The following is a 17322-nucleotide window of genomic DNA, read 5'->3' as shown; positions in this document are numbered from 1 at the left end:
GCGTGCGGCGCTTCCTGACGAAAGTGACGGAAATCACATTTCGGTGTTTGGGTGGCCATGGTGTAACAAAAGACCCTCTTTCTCGTAGTTCTTTGCAGAAGCAAGGTTTGCCAGACGAGGAGATCCGACCATGCTGAACAGACGATTGTTGCTGACGGGCGCCGCTTTTGGGGCGCTCGCGGTTCACTTGGACTTAGCCGGCAAGGCGATCGCCGCCGAGACGTTTGCGGTGACCCACACCGACGAGGAATGGCGCAAGCTGCTGACGCCGGATCAATATGTCATCCTGCGCCAGGCGGGGACGGAACAGCCCTTCACCAGTGCCTTGCTGCATGAGGAGCGAAAGGGCAATTTCGTCTGCGCTGGCTGCGATCAGGACCTCTTTTCCTCGACCACCAAATTCGACAGCGGCACCGGCTGGCCGAGCTTCTGGGCGCCGCTCGAAAAAGCCGTCGGCACCACGAACGACACGACTTACGGCATGGTGCGCAACGCCGTGCACTGCAGCCGCTGCGGTGGGCATCTCGGCCATGTCTTCGATGATGGCCCGAAGCCAACCGGGCTTCGCTACTGCATGAATGGGCTCGCCATGACATTCCGTCCGGCCTCGGCCTGACTGAGGGATGATCTCACGCGGTGCTGATGACTGCCTGCGCCTAGCGCTGCAACCAGGCTTCGATACCACGGGCTGCCGTCCGGCCGGTCGCCAGGCAGGCGGTGAGGAGATAGCCGCCGGTCGGCGCTTCCCAGTCGAGCATCTCACCGGCGACGAAGGTGCCGGGCAGTGCCTTCAACATGTAGCTGTCGTTGATGCTGCTCCAGCGGATGCCGCCGGCCGAGGAGATCGCTTCGGCGATCGGGCGGGTTTCGATCACCGGCACCGGCAGGGCCTTGATCATGCCGGCGAGACGCTCCGGAACGGTTCGGTCGCGCTCGGGAGCGAGTTCGCGCAGCAGCGCCGCCTTGACGCCGTCGAGGCCGGCGCCCTTGCGCAGGCGGTTCGAAAAACTTGATTTGGCGTCCTGCCGTGCAAGGTCGCGGCTCAGCCTGTCGATGGTGCGGCCGGGTGCAAGGTCGAGCGTCAGGGCAGCGCTGCCGTGGATCAGCAGCCGATCGCGGAGGCTGGCGGTGTGGGCATAGATCAGGCTGCCCTCGATGCCGCTCTCGGTGATGACGAATTCGCCGGGAAACGTGCCGGCCTCGGATGTTGCGGTGACCGATTTTACCGGCTCGCCGGCGAAACGCTCGCTGAAGTTCCCGCTCCATCCGACGACGAAGCCGCAATTGGCGGGTTGAAAAATGTGAATTTCCACACCCCTGCCGACCAGCCAAGGCACCCAGGCAGCATCGGAGCCGAGGCGCGGCCAGCTTGCGCCGCCGAGCGCGAGCAGGGCCGCGTCGCAATGGACGATGCTGCGCCCTTCGGGCGTTTCGAAAACATAGCCGTCTTCGGCAAAACCGGTCCAGCGGTGGCGGGTGCGCAGCGTGGCGCCCTGTGCCTCCAGCCGCCTGAGCCAGGCGCGCAGCAAAGGCGAGGCCTTCATCACCTTCGGAAAAACCCGGCCGGACGAGCCGATGAAGGTTTCCGTCCCGAGCTCGCTTGCCCAATTCCTGATATCATCAGGGGTAAACGCATCAAGAGCGGGGCGCAGGCGGGCGGAAGCCGCGGCGAAGCGCGTGGTGAAACGGGCATAATCCTCGGAATGGGTAATGTTGAGACCGGACTTGCCGGCCAGCAGGAACTTGCGGGCAAAGGTCGGCATGGCGTCGTAGACCGTCACCGCATGACCGGAACGGGAAAGCAGTTCGGCAGCCGCGAGACCCGCCGGGCCGCCGCCGATGATCGCAATCCGCTTCTGGTTCATTGATGTCTTCGCCCGATTGTATCTGCGTTCAGTTTTGGCGCGGGCGCGGATCGCCTGCAAGGGCAGAGATCAGTGGTGCGGATGCGTGCACTGGCCGTGATCGGCGAGCACTTCGATGACGCGGCATTGGTCGACGCGGCCGTGGCCGCAGCCTTCCACCATGGTTTCCAGCTCGGCCTTCAGCGCCATCAGGCTGCGGATGCGCTGCTCGACCTCAATGAGGCGGGCCTTGGCGATGGCGTCGGCCGAGGCGCAGGACTGGTGAGGATCGTCCTGCAGGGTGAGCAGCGTGCGGATCGCGTCGATCTCGAAACCGAGTTCGCGGGCGTGGCGGATGAAAGCGAGACGGCTGATATCGGCGGGCTCGAAGGAGCGCTGGTTGCCCTCGCTGCGGCTCGGGGCGGCGAGCAGGCCAATGCTTTCATAATAGCGCACCGTCGGCACCTTGACGCCGCTTTGGCGCGCGGCTTCGCCAATGGTGATCTTTTTCATGATTTTCCTCTTGCACCTCTAGTCGCTAGAGGATGTAGGAGAGATGCTTCTGTTTGACAAGGAAGCGGATGATGGCTGAGAGCGAGACACGATACCGGGTTGGCGGCATGGATTGCGCCGCCTGCGCAACCAAGATCGATACGGCGGTCAGACGCGTGGCGGGTGTCGCCGATGTTTCCGTCTCGGTGATGGCGGGCACGATGACCGTGCGGCACGATGGCAGCAGCGATCTCAAGGTGATCGAGAAGAAGGTGACGGGGCTCGGCTATTCCGTCGCGCCGCTTGCCGGAAACGCTGCGCCTGCGCATACTCAGGGCTCACAGCATCGTCACGATCATGGACATGGCTGCGGCGATCACGCGGGCCATGACGACGATCATGCGGTACATGATCATGAAGGTCATAGCCATGACCATCCCCACGATCATGGCGAGAAGGAAATCGAGGGGTTGCACGGGCACGATCATGCGCCGATGGCCGGTCCCTGGTGGCAGAGCAGGAAGGGCCGGCTGACCATCCTTTCGGGTGGAGCACTCGTTGCCGCCTACACCGTCGGCCATCTCGTGCCGGCGATCGCGTCCTACGCCTTCATCGTCGCCATGCTGATCGGGCTGGTGCCGATCGCGCGGCGCGCCATCATGGCCGCCTTCTCAGGCACACCGTTTTCGATCGAGATGCTGATGACGATCGCCGCCGTCGGCGCCGTTATCATCAATGCCGGCGAAGAGGCGGCGACCGTTGTGTTCCTGTTCCTCGTTGGCGAGCTGCTGGAAGGGGTGGCAGCGGGCAAGGCGCGCGAAAGCATCCAGTCGCTGACGGCGCTGGTGCCGAAGACCTCGCTGCTCGAAGACAATGGGCAGACACGGGAGGTGCCGGCGGAAAGCCTTTCGGTCGGGGCCATCATCATGGTTCGTCCTGGCGATCGGATCTCGGCGGACGGCATCATCCTCTCAGGCGAGAGCGCGATCGACGAGGCGCCGGTGACGGGCGAGAGCACGCCAGTGCGTAAGGGCGTCGATGCCGTCGTTTTTGCCGGCACGGTGAATGGCGATGTGGTGCTTAGGGTTCGCGTTACGGCGGCCGCGGCCGACAATACCATCGCCCGCGTCGTCAAGCTGGTGGAGGAGGCGCAGGAATCGAAGGCGCCGACCGAGCGCTTCATCGATCGGTTCTCGCGCTATTACACGCCCGGCGTGGTCGTGGTCGCAGCGCTGGTTGCGGTCGTTCCGCCGCTGCTGTTCGCAGGGCCATGGGGCGAATGGGTCTATAAGGGCCTTGCGATCCTTTTGATCGGCTGCCCCTGCGCGCTCGTCATCTCAACGCCGGCGGCGATCGCTGCCTCGCTTTCATCCGGTGCGCGGCGCGGGCTGCTGATGAAGGGCGGCGCGGTGCTGGAGACGCTCGGCAAGGTGACGATGGTCGCCTTCGACAAAACAGGCACGCTGACGGAAGGCAAGCCTCAGGTGACTGACATCATTTCCTTTGGTCTGACCGAGGCGCAGGTGCTGTCGCGCGCGGCGGTGCTGGAACAGGGTTCCAGCCATCCGCTGGCGCTGGCGATCCTCAACCGCGCCAAGGCGGACGGCGTTCCCGTGCCGCCGGCCTTCGAGCTGGAAGCGCTGCCGGGCAAGGGCGTCAGCGGCAAAGTCGGTGGTGAGACGCTGGACCTCTTGTCGCCGCCCGCCGCCCGCGAGCGCGGGACGCTCAGTGCTGAACAGGATGCACGCATCTCGGCGTTGAACGACGAGGGCAACAGCGTGTCGGTGCTGCTCGTCAACGGTGTTGTGGCCGGCCTTATCGCCATGCGCGACGAGCCGCGTCAGGATGCCGAGGCCGGGCTCGCTGCCCTCAAATCAGCAGGCGTCAAGGCTATCATGCTGACCGGCGACAACAAGCGGACGGCAGCAGCCGTTGCCGGCATGCTCGGCATCGACTGGCGCGGCGAGATGATGCCGGAGGACAAGCAGCGGGTCGTCGGCGAATTGAAGCGCCAAGGCTTCATCGTCGCCAAGATCGGCGACGGCATCAACGATGCTCCGGCGCTGGCCGCTGCCGATATCGGTATCGCTATGGGCGGCGGCACCGATGTGGCGCTGGAGACGGCGGATGCCGCCGTGCTGCACGGACGCGTTGGCGACGTGGCGCGGATGATCGAACTTTCCAAACTCACGATGCGCAACATCCTGCAGAATATCACCATCGCACTCGGGCTAAAGGCGGTGTTTCTGGTGACGACGATCGCCGGCATTACCGGGCTCTGGCCAGCGATCCTCGCCGATACCGGCGCCACCGTGCTGGTGACGATCAACGCGCTCAGGCTGCTTCGAATAAAAATATGAATGTCGTTTCGGGGAGCCGGCTTCTGCCGGCTCTTTTCTGACGGGTTCTCCACAGCGCTTTTCCGTTAACGCTTCGTTATCCACATCATACACAGTCACGGCGATTCGCTGCCGCCATTGCTGCGCTGCCACAACAACTTGTTGACGTCATCAGCGATTCGCGTACCATATCTAGTGTTCGAGGTTCCGTCGATTCGTGAGGATCGGCGGCTAAGACGGGAATACGGTGCGTTTCGCCATCATGGCGCGGCAATGCCGGAGCTGCCCCCGCAACTGTAAGCGGCGAGCAACTGTCCGATTTCAGGTCACTGGAGCATGATGCTCCGGGAAGGCTGGGGCAGGGTGCTTTGACCCGTGAGCCAGGAGACCTGCCTCGAACGAAACGTCCACGGGCGGGGTGTCCGGAAGGTCGCGTTGCATGGCTGCGGGGAATCTCCGCATCGCGTTTCGCAGGCCCGAGCCTCCGCCCCCGAAACCTTCGCATTGAGCCACTTCGGGGTGAAGTCATGTCAGTATCTCAGTTCAGGCCGCCACCCGCTAGAGGTAGAGGGCGGATCACGCCCAGCGGCTGAACGAGCCGCATCGCTGCAAAATACAGAGTGTTTTCGACGGATATCGCGAGATTTCCGATCGATGTCCTGCGTCCCAATCGCGTCGTCACGAGGAATATCATGACCATCACCGTCTACAGCAAGCCTGCCTGCGTCCAATGCACTGCCACCTACCGCGCCCTCGACCGGTTGGGCGTCGATTATGACATCGTCGATATTTCGCAGAATGCCGAAGCGCTCGATCGGGTCCGCAGCCTCGGCTACATGCAGGCGCCCGTCGTCATCGCCGGCGAGCAGCATTGGGCCGGCTTCCGTCCCGACATGATCAGCGCACTTTCCTGAGGAAAGGCGATGGCTCTGATCGTCTATTATTCCAGCCGGTCCGAGAACACCCATCGGTTCGTCGCCAAGCTCGGACTGCGCGCGGCGCGCATTCCGCCAAATGGCGCAGACGCGTTCCATATCCGCGAACCCTTCGTGCTGATCGTGCCGACCTATAGCGGCGACGGCGGCAAGGGCGCCGTTCCCAAGCAGGTGATCCGTTTCCTCAACGATACGGAAAACCGAGGACACATCCGCGGCGTGATTGCCGCGGGCAACAGCAATTTCGGCGAAACATACGGGCTCGCCGGCGACGTGATCTCAAAGAAGTGCCAGGTGCCTTACCTCTACAGGTTCGAACTGCTGGGCACAGAAGCGGATGTCGCCAACGTCAAACACGGAATGGAACGGTTTTGGACACGGGAATTCTCGAACGCCCTTTGAAAGCAGCGGAAACGCTCGACTACCACGCGCTGAATGCGATGCTGAACCTCTATGACGATCAGGGGCGGATCCAGCTCGACAAGGATCGAATGGCGGCCAAGCAGTATTTCCTGCAGCATGTGAACCAGAACACGGTGTTCTTTCACAATCTCCGGGAAAAGCTCGATTACCTCGTGACCGAGGGCTATTACGAGCAGGAGGTTCTCGACCAGTATTCCTTCAATTTCGTGCGGGATCTGTTCGACCAGGCCTATGCCAAGAAGTTCCGTTTCCCGACCTTCCTCGGCGCCTTCAAATATTACACCAGCTATACGCTGAAGACCTTCGACGGAAAGCGCTATCTCGAGCGCTATGAGGACCGCATCTGCATGGTGGCCCTGGCCTTGGCGCGCGGCGACGAGAGCCTTGCCCGCGACATGGTCGACGAGATCATTTCCGGCCGCTTCCAGCCGGCGACGCCGACCTTCCTCAATGCCGGTAAGAAGCAGCGCGGCGAACTGGTTTCCTGCTTCCTGCTGCGCGTCGAGGACAATATGGAATCGATCGGCCGGTCGATCAATTCGGCGCTGCAATTGTCGAAGCGCGGCGGCGGCGTGGCGCTGTCGCTGACGAATATCCGCGAGGCAGGCGCGCCGATCAAGCATATCGAGAACCAGTCCTCGGGCATCATCCCTGTCATGAAGCTGCTCGAAGACAGTTTTTCCTATGCCAACCAGCTCGGCGCACGGCAGGGCGCGGGGGCCGTCTATCTCAATGCCCATCACCCCGACATCATGCGCTTTCTCGACACCAAGCGCGAAAATGCCGACGAGAAGATCCGCATCAAGACGCTGTCGCTCGGCGTCGTCGTGCCCGATATCACCTTCGAACTCGCGAGGAACAACGAGGACATGTACCTGTTCTCGCCCTATGACGTGGAGCGCGTCTATGGCGTGCCCTTCACCGAGATTTCGGTGACGGAAAAGTACCGCGAGATGGCTGACGACGCCCGCATCTCCAAGAAGAAGATCAAGGCACGCGAATTCTTCCAGGTGCTTGCCGAAATCCAGTTCGAGAGCGGCTATCCCTACATCATGTTCGAGGACACGGTGAACCGGGCAAACCCGATCGCCGGACGTGTTTCGATGAGCAATCTATGCTCGGAAATCCTGCAGGTGAGTGAGGCGAGCGAATATAACGACGACCTCTCCTACAAACATCTCGGCAAGGACATCTCCTGTAATCTCGGCTCGCTGAACATCGCGGCAGCGATGGATTCGGTCGATTTCGGCAAGACGATCGAGACCTCGATCCGGGCGTTGAGTGCTGTTTCCGACATGAGCCACATCTCCTCAGTCCCTTCGATCGAGAAGGGCAATGACGAGAGCCATGCGATCGGCCTCGGCCAGATGAATCTGCACGGCTACCTCGCCCGCGAACGCATCTTCTATGGCTCCGAGGAAGGCGTCGATTTCACCAACATCTATTTCTACACGGTGACCTACTACGCGATCCGCGCCTCGAATCTTTTGGCGGTCGAACGCGGCGCGAGCTTCAAGGGCTTCGAGAACTCGAAATATGCCTCCGGCGACTATTTCGACAAATATACCGACCGGCTCTGGGAGCCTGCGACGGAGAGGGTCAAGGCGCTGTTCGAGACGTCAGGCATTCACATTCCGACGCAGGAAGATTGGGTGGCGTTGAAGAAGGCGGTGATGGCCTCCGGCCTCTATAACCAGAACCTGCAAGCAGTGCCGCCGACAGGCTCGATCTCTTATATCAATCACTCGACCTCCTCGATCCATCCGATCGTCTCGAAGATCGAGATCCGCAAGGAAGGCAAGATCGGCCGCGTCTATTATCCGGCGCCGTTCATGACCAACGACAATCTCGATTATTATCAGGATGCCTACGAGATCGGGCCGGAGAAGATCATCGACACCTATGCGGCGGCGACCCAGCATGTCGACCAGGGCCTGTCACTGACCTTGTTCTTCCGCGACACGGCAACGACGCGCGACATCAACAAGGCGCAGATCCATGCCTGGAAGAAGGGCATCAAGACGATCTACTACATCCGCCTTCGCCAGATGGCGCTGTCCGGCACCGAGGTGCAGGGCTGCGTGTCTTGTACGCTGTGATTTGATATTTCGCTCCGGAGCATTTGCCCCTCACCCTAGCCCTCTCCCCGTTCTGACGGGGAGAGGGGACTTGCCACACGAACCGGCAATAAAGACGGAAAAGGGTGCGGCATATCCCCTTCGCCCCGCTGGCGGGGGTCCGAAGGACGGGTCGAGACCAGTGGCTCGACCCAGGCAACGGTGCCGGCAGGCGGATGAGGGGCAGATCCGGACACATTTCTCAAGAGGGAACACAATGAACATGCAATTGAAGCCGGCCAGCCGCGTGCGCGCCGTCAACTGGAACCGCATCGAGGACGACAAGGATCTCGAAGTCTGGAACCGGCTCACCGGCAATTTCTGGCTGCCGGAAAAGGTGCCGCTTTCCAACGACATTCCCTCCTGGGCGACGCTGACGGCGGCCGAGCAGCAGCTGACCATCCGCGTTTTCACCGGATTGACGCTGCTCGACACGATCCAGAACGGCGTCGGTTCCATCCGGCTGATGGAGGATGCAGCGACGTCGCATGAAGAGGCGGTGCTTTCCAACGTCTCCTTCATGGAGGCCGTGCATGCACGCTCCTATTCCTCGATCTTCTCGACACTGTGCTCGACGCCCGATGTCGACGATGCCTATCGCTGGTCGGAGGAGAACGAATTCCTGCAGCGGAAATCGGCGTTGATCATGGAGCAGTACCGCTCCGGCGATCCGTTGAAAAAGAAGGTCGCGAGCGTCTTCCTCGAAAGCTTCCTGTTTTATTCGGGCTTCTACCTGCCGATGTACTGGTCGAGCCGCGCCAAGCTCACCAACACGGCCGACATGATCCGGCTGATTATCCGCGACGAGGCGGTGCACGGCTATTATATCGGCTACAAGTTCCAGCGCGGGTTGGAGCGGCTCGGCGACGAGCGGAAGCAGGAGATCAAGGATTTCGCCTTCGAACTGCTGCTCGAACTCTACGACAACGAGGCGAAATATACCGAAGCGCTGTATGACGGCGTCGGGCTGACCGAGGACGTCAAGAAATTCCTGCACTACAATGCCAACAAGGCGCTGATGAATCTGGGCTATGAGGCACTTTTCCCGGCCGAGGCCTGCAAGGTCAATCCGGCGATCCTGTCGGCACTTTCGCCGAATGCCGACGAGAACCACGACTTCTTCTCCGGCTCCGGTTCCTCCTATGTGATCGGCAAGGCGGTGGCGACCGAGGACGAGGACTGGGATTTCTGAGGCTTGATCGCAGTCTGCCTCTTATCATTTGCTCCCTCATCGCCCACATTTAGCGGAAACTAAATTCGGTCCTCGCCGATGATGTGGCGTAGCGGGAGTTTTTGATGTCGTCTTTTTTGAACAAGGCCGGGACTGCCGTCGAAGCGGAAGAAGGCGTCTGGCCGATCCGCAGAAGACGGATTCTCGACTGGCTGGTGAACGATACGCGCGGCGAGCGGTTCATCGACAATATCCTGGTGGACATGTGCGAGAAGCTGCGGGCGGCAGGCGTGCCGGTGGCGCGGGTGACATTGCATTTCAGGACGAACCATCCGCAATGGATCGGCGCCCGCATCCTCTGGAAGGAAGGCCTGGCGGAGGCGAAGATCAACACTTTCGCCTATGGTGTCGAAAATACGCCGGAGTTCCTGAAGAGCCCCGTCAACGCGATCCATCAGGGTTCGGAGGAGGTGCGTAGACAGCTGGAAGGCACAGCCGACGGCGACGAGGATTCATTCTATCAGGAACTGCGCGATGACGGCCTCACAGAGTATATCGCCTGGCCCCTCGAGCATACTTTCGGCAAACGGCATGTCGCGACATTTTCGACCAGCCGGCCGGGCGGTTTTACGAGCGAGCATGTCGATTTCCTGCGTGATCTGCTGCCGGCCTTGACGCTCGTCAGCGAAATCCGGCTGAAGAACATCATGGCGCGCACGCTGCTGCAGACCTATGTCGGACCGCATGCGAGCGAACAGATCCTGTCGGGCGTCACGACGCGCGGCAGCGGCGCGACTGTCGGTGCGGCAATCATGATCTGCGACCTGCGCGACTTTACGGCGATCTCCGATCTCTGGCCGCGCGACGATGTCATCCATCTGCTCAACGATTATTTCGACGCCATGTCAGATCCCATCGAGCGGCATGGCGGAGAGATCCTGAAGTTCATGGGTGACGGATTGCTGGCGATCTTCCCGTTAGCCAAGGAAACGGCCTGCCTCGATCTGCTGCAGGCGATCCGCGAAGGGCAGGCGTTGATGGCGCAATTGAACCAGCAATATGCGGGCAACGGACGCGAACCGCTGCGCTACGGCGTCGGGGTGCATGTCGGCGACGTCATGTACGGCAATATCGGCTCGCGCCGGCGGCTGGATTTCACCGTCATCGGCCCGGCGGTCAATGTCGCCTCGCGACTGGAAACCCTGACCAAGGAGGTCAAGCGTCCGGTGCTCTTGTCGCGGGCCTTTGTCGAAATGGCGGGCTGCGCGAAGGACATGGATAGTCTCGGCACCTTCCCGCTGCGCGGGCTTGGAGAGCCCGTCGATGTTTTCGCCTTTCCGGAGCACGTCGCTGCATGATTTTCAGCGCAGGCGGGCTCATACGCCTCGCTTGTTTCCCCAGAGCAGCACGTGCAATTGCGGCAGTACGCGGACTTCAAACCATTGGTCGGCCGTCACCCTTTCGACAAGCCAGTGCATCCGATCCATCACGCCGTCGATATCAATGCGTGCGTCATCGTTATCGGGCGGCGGCGGCGTATGATTGCCTGGCTGAAGGAACAACGGAATTTGGGGATAGCGCTGACCCGCCTGTTGGGCGAATTCGTAGTCGGCATCGTCGAAGACAACAATCTTCAATGCGACCTCCGGTCCGCCGGCGGCCAGTTGCAGGCAGTTATCCACCTGATCCCAATCCGTCAGCATTCCGCTCGATGGCGGTTTGGGGCTGACGACCAGGACGTCGAGATCGCGAAACCAGCTCTGGGCTATGCTTCCCTGTGTTTCCAGGGCAAAACGATATCCTCGCGAATGGCCAAGCTCGATCAGCGGCCTTAAGGGCTGTATCGCCGGATTGCCTCCGGAAAGGGAAACCGTCAGTGGTTTGCCCCCGGAGAGTTCCGTGACCTTATGCCAGACCGCCTCAGTGGACATGGGAATCCATTGATTCCGGAAGGCGCTATCGACGGCGTGAAGGCTGTCGCACCAGGAACACCGGTAGTCACAGCCGCCTGTCCTCACGAACACCGTCGGCAGCCCGATCAAGGCGCCTTCACCCTGTATGGTCGGGCCAAAGATCTCGCTGACGCGAATGGTCCCGGCGCTCACGGCCTGTACTCCGCCCAGGTTTTCGGCGTCTCGCTTACGCGAACGGACGATGTTTCCGGGAAGTGCTGCTTGCACCAGTCGTAGAAGTGCCTCGCCAGGAACTCGGAGGTGACTTTTGAATGGCCGAAGACGTCGTTCAGGTGACGATGGTCGAAAGTTTCGTCGATGTAGCGCTTGAGCGGCGAGAGGTCGTGATAGTCACGGACGAAGCCATCATCATTCAGGCTTTCCGCAGCCAGCTCGACGACGACGACGTAGTTGTGACCGTGGAGCCGAGCACATTGATGGTCGGCAGGCAGGTGATCCAATTGATGGGAGGCGGAGAGATGAAACTCCTTGGTGATGCGGTACATCAATGCACCTCCGTGGCCGAGTATCGCGACACGGCCGCTCTCCAGAAATCCTGGTCTTCGTATTCCGTGGGATCGGGGACGCCGGCAAGATGGAAAGCTTCACGGCGTTCCACGCAGGTTCCGCAGCGCCCGCAGTGGAGCTCGCCGCCCTTGTAGCAGGACCAGGTCTCCGAGAACGGCGTGCCGTGTTTTTCGCCGTCAACCACGATCGCCGCTTTGGAAGCGTCGACATAGGGTGCAAGCAGTTTCACGTTGGCATAACCGTCCAGCGCTTCGTTTTGCATATGCTGGAAGGCATCGATGAAGCCCGGCCGGCAGTCCGGATAAATGAAGTGGTCGCCGCCATGCACAGCGACGGCAACGGCATCTGCTTTTTGCGCGGCCGCCAAACCGAACGCGATTGCCAGCATGATCGCATTGCGGTTGGGCACGACGGTGGCTTTCATGGTCTCCTCGGCGTAGTGGCCATCCGGAACCTCGACATTGTCGGTCAGGGCCGATCCGCTGAGATGACCGCCGATGCTGGCGATGTCGATAATATGATAGGGAACGGCGAGGCGTGAGGCACATCTGGCGGCGAAGTCGAGTTCCTTGCGATGCCGTTGGCCGTAGTCGAAGGATACGAGACCGATAAGCTGTTGTTCCGCTGCTACCTTGTGGGCAAGCGTAACGGAGTCCAGTCCGCCGGAGCAGACAACGATGGTTTTCATATTTTGGATCCCTTGTTTTGACCGGGTGGGCTGCGACCGGATTGCGCGGTGCTTCTAGGACAAATCACGCGCCATAGAAACAGTTTTGAAGCGTCAGCGTCATTAAGGGATGAGATGACGTTGATTTCACGCCGGTTTTCGTCGCTTCGAGGTTTGATGTCAACCCGAGGTCGTCTAACCGATCGGAAAGTTGATCTGCGGCGGCAGCAGGAGTTGCAGATCCTCGGCATCCGGATTGTTGATGCGCTGCAGCAGCATGCGTCCCAAATCCTCGCCGGCCGCCGTCAGGTCCTCGTGGATCGTGTCGACCTTCGGCTGCAGCTGGGTGAGAAGGCGGGACGTCTCCTTGGCGACGATATCGTAATCGACCGCCAGTATGCGGCCGGCATCGCTCATGCCGCTGATGACGGCGAGCGCCGAAACTTCGCCGGGACAGATGAAGCCATCCGGAGCATCTGGCGCGGCGGCGCGGCTGCGGATGAAGTCACGCAGCACGTCTGCCGGTGTATCGAGATCGACCGCCTCGGGAACCTCATAGGCGATGCCTGCCTCCCGCACCGCCGTCATGAAGCCGTGCAGGATATGCTGGCAGAAGGTCAGCCGCTTCGGCGGCAGGATCACCGCCACCTTTCTGCGGCCTTTGGCGATCAGCCGGCGCGCCGCCTCATAGGCAAAGGTGAAATTGTCGTAGTCGACATAGGGGTGCGGCGTCGAAAATTCAGTGCGGCCATGACAGATGAAGGGAAAGCCGGTTTCGAGCAGCAGGCGGACGCGCGCATCGAGCGGTTCGGTGCGCGTGAAGATCAGCCCGTCGGCGAGGTGGTTGCGGATGATATATTCGGCGGCCTCGATATCGGTCGTCGACAGGAAGTTCGGGGCGACGACCAGATGGTATGAGGTCTCCTTCAGCGCCTTGGCGATGCCGTACATGATCGAGGTGCTGAAACCGACCACTTCCTCGTGCGAATCGAGCAGTATGGCGATGACGTTGGTGCGGCCTGTCTTCAGGCGCTGCGCGGCCCGGTCAGGGAGATAGCCGATTTCGCGGGCGATGCGATGCACCCGTTGGCGGGTCTCGAGTGAAATCTGCGGCGCATCGGAAAGCGCCCGTGACACCGTCGTCACCGCAAGGCCGGCGATCGTGGCGATCGTTCGCAAGGTCGGCTTGCCGCGCTTATGCGTTATATCGAGATTTTCGCCGCGCTGCGGCCGGGACGGTTCGGTCACCCTTGGCTTTCCATGCTGGAATTGCCGATACCATAACACGATGAATCCGGCGCGCAATAAACGAATGAAAACGTTTTAAATTTTAACGTTTTGTTAATCACGAATTAAAGATGACTTATATTCAGTAGCTTAGGGGAATAGCCGTGTTTTTCTCGGGAGTCGAGAAAGGGCTTGACGACCAAAGATTTATAACGTTTTAAATTAGCAACCGCGCGGAGGAGCGCGGCCGTATGCTGACCGCTGCAATGGCGGGGAGCATCAGGCGGCAGGGAGGTCCCGCCGCCGATTTGCAAACGGGAGGAAATTCATGAACAAGTTTTTGAGCTCGGCAGCTGTTGCTGTCGTGATGATGGCTGGCCTCAGTGCTGCCCACGCAGCCGACGTCAAGGAAGTGCAGATGCTGCACTGGTGGACATCGGGCGGCGAGGCGGCGGCACTGAACGTTCTGAAGCAGGATCTTTCGAAGGAAGGTTTTGCCTGGAAGGATGTGCCGGTTGCCGGCGGTGGCGGCGATGCGGCGATGACGGCGCTGAAGGCGATGGTTGCGGCCGGCACCTATCCGACAGCCTCGCAGATGCTGGGCTATACCGTGCTCGATTATGCTCAGGCCGGGGTCATGGGCGATCTGACGGAGACGGCGAAGAAGGAAGGCTGGGACAAGTCGGTTCCGGCAGCGCTGCAGAAGTTCTCGGTCTATGACGGCAAGTGGGTCGCAGCCCCCGTCAACGTCCACTCGGTCAACTGGCTGTGGATCAACAAGGCTGTGATGGACAAGATCGGCGGCACCCAGCCGAAGACCTTCGACGAGCTGATCGCCCTGCTCGACAAGGCGAAGGCCGCAGGCGTCATCCCGCTGGCTCTCGGCGGCCAGAACTGGCAGGAGGCGACGATGTTCGATTCCATCGTGCTGTCGACCGGCGGGCCGGAGTTCTACAAGAAGGCCTTCAACGACCTCGACGAGGAATCGCTGAAGTCCGACACGATGAAGAAGTCGTTCGACAATCTGGCGACGATCATCAAATATGTCGACCCGAACTTCTCGGGCCGCGACTGGAACCTGGCAACCGCCATGGTCATCAAGGGTGACGCGCTAGTGCAGGTGATGGGCGACTGGGCCAAGGGCGAATTCGTCGCCGCCAAGAAGACGCCGGATACCGACTTCCTGTGCTACCGCTTCCCCGGCACCGACGGCAGCGTCGTCTACAACTCCGACATGTTCGGCATGTTCAACGTTCCCGACGACCGCAAGGCGGCCCAGGTGGCGCTGGCGACCGCAACGCTGTCGAAGAGCTTCCAGTCGGCCTTCAACGTCGTCAAGGGTTCGGTGCCGGCTCGTACCGACGTTCCCGATACCGACTTCGATGCTTGCGGCAAGAAGGGCATCGCCGACCTGAAGGCAGCCAACGAAGGCGGCACGCTGTTCGGCTCGCTGGCACAGGGCTACGGCGCTCCTCCGGCGATCGCCAATGCCTACAAGGATGTCGTCTCGAAGTTCGTCCACGGCCAGATCAAGACCTCCGACGAAGCCGTCAAGCAGCTCGTCCAGGCGATCGACGACGCCCGCTGAGATCACGTGTGATGACAAATGCTTCCCCGCCTGCTGGCGGGGAAGCTTCAGGCTCCACGCCGATCATGCCCCGACAATTATGCGGGGATGATCATGCGGGGCCGATTGCCCGGACGATCATGCAGGCAGGAGATGACATTCCATGAGCACCGTTGCGACCACCGATCCGGTTCTAACGCCGAGGCAATCGACGGGGATCTCGTTGAGGGGCCGGCTGCAGGATGCGCTGCCGAAGATCGTGCTGGCGCCGAGCTTCGTCATCACCATCATCTTCGTCTACGGCTTCATCGTCTGGACGGCCTATCTGTCGTTCACCAATTCCAAGACATTCCCCTCCTATGCGCTGACCGGAGCACGCGCCTATCAACGGCTGTGGCGCTGGACCTTCGAGAGCGATCCGCCGTCTTCCTGGTATACCTCGATCACCAACATGGCGATCTTCGGCTTCCTCTATATCGGCATCTGCCTGGCGCTCGGTCTGTTCCTCGCCATCCTGCTCGACCAGAAGATCCGCGGTGAGAGCGTGTTGCGGCCGATCTTCCTCTATCCGATGGCGCTCTCCTTCATCGTCACCGGCGTTGCCTGGAAATGGTTCCTCGATCCCGGCCTCGGGCTGGAACAGACGCTGCACCACTTCGGCTGGACGAGCTTCCACTTCGACTGGATCAAGAACAAGGACTTCGTCATCTACACCGTCGTCATTGCCGGCGTCTGGCAGGCGTCGGGCTTCGTCATGGCGATGTTCCTGGCGGGACTGCGCGGTATCGACGGCGAGATCATGAAGGCCGCCCAGATCGATGGCGCGTCTGCCTTCCAGCTCTATCGGCGCATCGTCATTCCGCTGCTGCGGCCGATCTTTCTCTCCGCCTTCATCGTGCTCGCCCATATGGCGATCAAGTCCTATGACCTGGTGGTGGCGCTGACCTCCGGCGGCCCCGGCGGCTCGGCCTGGCTGCCGTCCAACTTCATGTATGAATACACCTTCAAGCGCAACGAGATGGCCGTCGGCTCGGCCAGCGCCATCATCATGCTGATGACGATCTCGGCGATCATCGTTCCCTATCTCTATTCCGAACTGAAGGAGAAGGCGCGATGAGCAGCGTGACCTCTCCGACAGCAATCTCGCAGAACAGCACCAACACCCGCTGGATCGGCCGCACCGTCATCTACGGCCTGCTGCTGATCTTCGCCGTCCTCTACCTGATGCCGCTCTTCGTCATGCTGACGACCTCGTTCAAGACCATGGACGAGATCCAGAACGGCAACATGCTGGCGCTGCCGCAATCGCCGACCTTCGACCCCTGGATCAAGGCCTGGGGCGAGACCTGCGTCGGGCTCACCTGCGCCGGCATCAAGGGCTACTTCTGGAACTCGATCAAGATGGTGGTGCCGGCTGTGGCGATCTCCACCATCATGGGCGCGCTGAACGGCTATGTGCTGACCAAATGGCGCTTTCCCGGCCACACGCTGGTGTTCGGGCTGATGCTGTTTGCCTGCTTCATCCCGTTCCAGTCGGTGCTGCTGCCGATGGCAACGATCCTCGGCAGTCTCGGCCGCTTCGGCATGACGTTGCAGAATGCCACGGGCTGGAACTTCGGCTTCGGCAATCCGACCGTCAATCTGGTCTTCGTGCATGTCGTCTATGGCCTCGGCTTCACGACGCTGTTCTTCCGCAATTTCTACGAGGCCTTTCCGACCGAGCTGGTCAGGGCCGCCCAGGTCGATGGCGCCAGCTTCTTCCAGATCTTCCGCCGCATCATGCTGCCGAACTCGCTGCCGATCATCGTCGTCACGGTGATCTACCAGTTCACCAATATCTGGAACGACTTCCTGTTTGCCTCGGCTTACGCCGGCACCGGTGACACCATGCCGATGACGGTGGCGCTGAACAATGTCGTCAACACCTCGACGGGCGTCGTCGAATACAATGTCAACATGGCGGCGGCGATGATCGCCGCCGTGCCGACGCTCATCGTCTATATCCTCGCCGGCCGCTACTTCGTGCGCGGTCTGATGGCGGGCGCTGTCAAAGGGTAATC

General features: G+C 60.9%; 16 protein-coding genes and 1 riboswitch. Of the genes, 10 read left to right on the top strand and 6 right to left on the bottom strand.

The genetic code is table 11. The features are described 5' to 3' along the window. The first annotated feature begins 130 nt into the window (after positions 1–130). Entirely contained in the window at positions 131–616 is a 486-nt protein-coding gene (gene msrB, locus AC2444_RS19185; RefSeq protein WP_012759114.1) for a peptide-methionine (R)-S-oxide reductase MsrB, read from the top strand. A gap of 40 nt (positions 617–656) precedes the next feature. Here the strand turns inward: msrB and AC2444_RS19180 are convergent, their stop codons facing one another. Next, positions 657–1865: a TIGR03862 family flavoprotein gene (locus tag AC2444_RS19180; protein ID WP_012759113.1), complete on the bottom strand. Its 1209-nt coding sequence runs from the start codon at positions 1863–1865 to the stop codon at positions 657–659. Positions 1866–1934: 69 nt separating this feature from the next. Then, positions 1935–2357, bottom strand: coding sequence for a MerR family transcriptional regulator (locus tag AC2444_RS19175; protein WP_012759112.1), 423 nt, complete (start codon positions 2355–2357; stop codon positions 1935–1937). 71 nt (positions 2358–2428) lie between these two features. On the opposite strand from AC2444_RS19175, the gene AC2444_RS19170 reads away from it, so the two are divergent. The 6 genes from AC2444_RS19170 (at position 2429) to AC2444_RS19145 (ending at position 10679) form a co-directional block, all read left to right on the top strand. Then, on the top strand, positions 2429–4696 hold the full coding sequence (locus AC2444_RS19170) for a heavy metal translocating P-type ATPase (RefSeq protein ID WP_041935580.1): 2268 nt from the start codon (positions 2429–2431) through the stop codon (positions 4694–4696). A gap of 164 nt (positions 4697–4860) precedes the next feature. Next, positions 4861–5086, top strand: a riboswitch (cobalamin riboswitch). 281 nt (positions 5087–5367) lie between these two features. Further along, entirely contained in the window at positions 5368–5589 is a 222-nt protein-coding gene (gene nrdH, locus AC2444_RS19165) for a glutaredoxin-like protein NrdH (RefSeq protein ID WP_012759110.1), read from the top strand. Positions 5590–5598: 9 nt separating this feature from the next. Then, complete coding sequence (gene nrdI / locus AC2444_RS19160) at positions 5599–6012, top strand: class Ib ribonucleoside-diphosphate reductase assembly flavoprotein NrdI (RefSeq protein WP_012759109.1); 414 nt, start codon at positions 5599–5601, stop codon at positions 6010–6012. Between the two features lie 38 nt (positions 6013–6050). Further along, positions 6051–8132, top strand: coding sequence for a class 1b ribonucleoside-diphosphate reductase subunit alpha (gene nrdE / locus AC2444_RS19155; RefSeq protein WP_244432260.1), 2082 nt, complete (start codon positions 6051–6053; stop codon positions 8130–8132). Positions 8133–8367: 235 nt separating this feature from the next. Beyond that, positions 8368–9342 (top strand): class 1b ribonucleoside-diphosphate reductase subunit beta, encoded by a 975-nt coding sequence (gene nrdF / locus AC2444_RS19150; protein WP_012759107.1) that lies wholly within the window; start codon positions 8368–8370, stop codon positions 9340–9342. A 104-nt stretch (positions 9343–9446) separates the two neighbouring features. Next, positions 9447–10679: an adenylate/guanylate cyclase domain-containing protein gene (locus AC2444_RS19145; RefSeq protein ID WP_012759106.1), complete on the top strand. Its 1233-nt coding sequence runs from the start codon at positions 9447–9449 to the stop codon at positions 10677–10679. Positions 10680–10697: 18 nt separating this feature from the next. On the opposite strand, the gene queE is transcribed toward AC2444_RS19145, so the two are convergent. From queE to AC2444_RS19125, 4 genes are all read right to left on the bottom strand, one after another. After that, entirely contained in the window at positions 10698–11426 is a 729-nt protein-coding gene (queE, locus tag AC2444_RS19140; RefSeq protein ID WP_012759105.1) for a 7-carboxy-7-deazaguanine synthase QueE, read from the bottom strand. Next, positions 11423–11779 (bottom strand): 6-carboxytetrahydropterin synthase QueD, encoded by a 357-nt coding sequence (queD, locus tag AC2444_RS19135; protein WP_012759104.1) that lies wholly within the window; start codon positions 11777–11779, stop codon positions 11423–11425. Before queD ends, queE begins: the two co-directional genes overlap by 4 nt. Then, the gene (gene queC, locus AC2444_RS19130; RefSeq protein ID WP_012759103.1) at positions 11779–12489 is read right to left on the bottom strand and encodes a 7-cyano-7-deazaguanine synthase QueC; all 711 of its coding nucleotides are present in this window, start codon (positions 12487–12489) and stop codon (positions 11779–11781) included. Before queC ends, queD begins: the two co-directional genes overlap by 1 nt. A 174-nt stretch (positions 12490–12663) precedes the next feature. Beyond that, the gene (locus AC2444_RS19125; protein WP_012759102.1) at positions 12664–13716 is read right to left on the bottom strand and encodes a LacI family transcriptional regulator; all 1053 of its coding nucleotides are present in this window, start codon (positions 13714–13716) and stop codon (positions 12664–12666) included. A 307-nt stretch (positions 13717–14023) separates the two neighbouring features. Here AC2444_RS19125 and AC2444_RS19120 point away from each other — a divergent pair, with 307 nt between their 5' ends. The 3 genes from AC2444_RS19120 to AC2444_RS19110 all read left to right on the top strand — a co-directional run bounded on the left by AC2444_RS19120 (position 14024) and on the right by AC2444_RS19110 (position 17320). Beyond that, positions 14024–15283: an ABC transporter substrate-binding protein gene (locus AC2444_RS19120; RefSeq protein WP_011653647.1), complete on the top strand. Its 1260-nt coding sequence runs from the start codon at positions 14024–14026 to the stop codon at positions 15281–15283. Between the two features lie 142 nt (positions 15284–15425). After that, a complete protein-coding gene (locus AC2444_RS19115) occupies positions 15426–16379 on the top strand; it encodes a carbohydrate ABC transporter permease (protein WP_012759101.1) in 954 nt (317 codons plus the stop codon). After that, positions 16376–17320: a carbohydrate ABC transporter permease gene (locus AC2444_RS19110; protein WP_012757052.1), complete on the top strand. Its 945-nt coding sequence runs from the start codon at positions 16376–16378 to the stop codon at positions 17318–17320. Before AC2444_RS19115 ends, AC2444_RS19110 begins: the two co-directional genes overlap by 4 nt. Positions 17321–17322: the final 2 nt, after the last annotated feature.

The organism is Rhizobium sp. WSM1328 (assembly GCF_057653715.1).
Note: the sequence above shows the minus strand (reverse complement) of the source record. Positions and strands in the feature narration are given on the sequence as shown.

What these genes read in the sequence shown, in the direction of transcription:
- AC2444_RS19145 (WP_012759106.1), top strand. Translation starts at nt 9,447, where the DNA reads ATGTCGTCTTTTTTGAACAAGGCCGGGACTGCCGTCGAAGCGGAAGAA.
- AC2444_RS19115 (WP_012759101.1), top strand. Translation starts at nt 15,426, where the DNA reads ATGAGCACCGTTGCGACCACCGATCCGGTTCTAACGCCGAGGCAATCG.
- nrdF (WP_012759107.1), top strand. Translation starts at nt 8,368, where the DNA reads ATGAACATGCAATTGAAGCCGGCCAGCCGCGTGCGCGCCGTCAACTGG.
- nrdI (WP_012759109.1), top strand. Translation starts at nt 5,599, where the DNA reads ATGGCTCTGATCGTCTATTATTCCAGCCGGTCCGAGAACACCCATCGG.
- queC (WP_012759103.1), bottom strand. Translation starts at nt 12,489, where the DNA reads ATGAAAACCATCGTTGTCTGCTCCGGCGGACTGGACTCCGTTACGCTT.
- AC2444_RS19110 (WP_012757052.1), top strand. Translation starts at nt 16,376, where the DNA reads ATGAGCAGCGTGACCTCTCCGACAGCAATCTCGCAGAACAGCACCAAC.
- nrdE (WP_244432260.1), top strand. Translation starts at nt 6,051, where the DNA reads ATGCTGAACCTCTATGACGATCAGGGGCGGATCCAGCTCGACAAGGAT.
- msrB (WP_012759114.1), top strand. Translation starts at nt 131, where the DNA reads ATGCTGAACAGACGATTGTTGCTGACGGGCGCCGCTTTTGGGGCGCTC.
- AC2444_RS19175 (WP_012759112.1), bottom strand. Translation starts at nt 2,357, where the DNA reads ATGAAAAAGATCACCATTGGCGAAGCCGCGCGCCAAAGCGGCGTCAAG.
- AC2444_RS19170 (WP_041935580.1), top strand. Translation starts at nt 2,429, where the DNA reads ATGGCTGAGAGCGAGACACGATACCGGGTTGGCGGCATGGATTGCGCC.
- AC2444_RS19180 (WP_012759113.1), bottom strand. Translation starts at nt 1,865, where the DNA reads ATGAACCAGAAGCGGATTGCGATCATCGGCGGCGGCCCGGCGGGTCTC.
- nrdH (WP_012759110.1), top strand. Translation starts at nt 5,368, where the DNA reads ATGACCATCACCGTCTACAGCAAGCCTGCCTGCGTCCAATGCACTGCC.
- AC2444_RS19120 (WP_011653647.1), top strand. Translation starts at nt 14,024, where the DNA reads ATGAACAAGTTTTTGAGCTCGGCAGCTGTTGCTGTCGTGATGATGGCT.
- queD (WP_012759104.1), bottom strand. Translation starts at nt 11,779, where the DNA reads ATGTACCGCATCACCAAGGAGTTTCATCTCTCCGCCTCCCATCAATTG.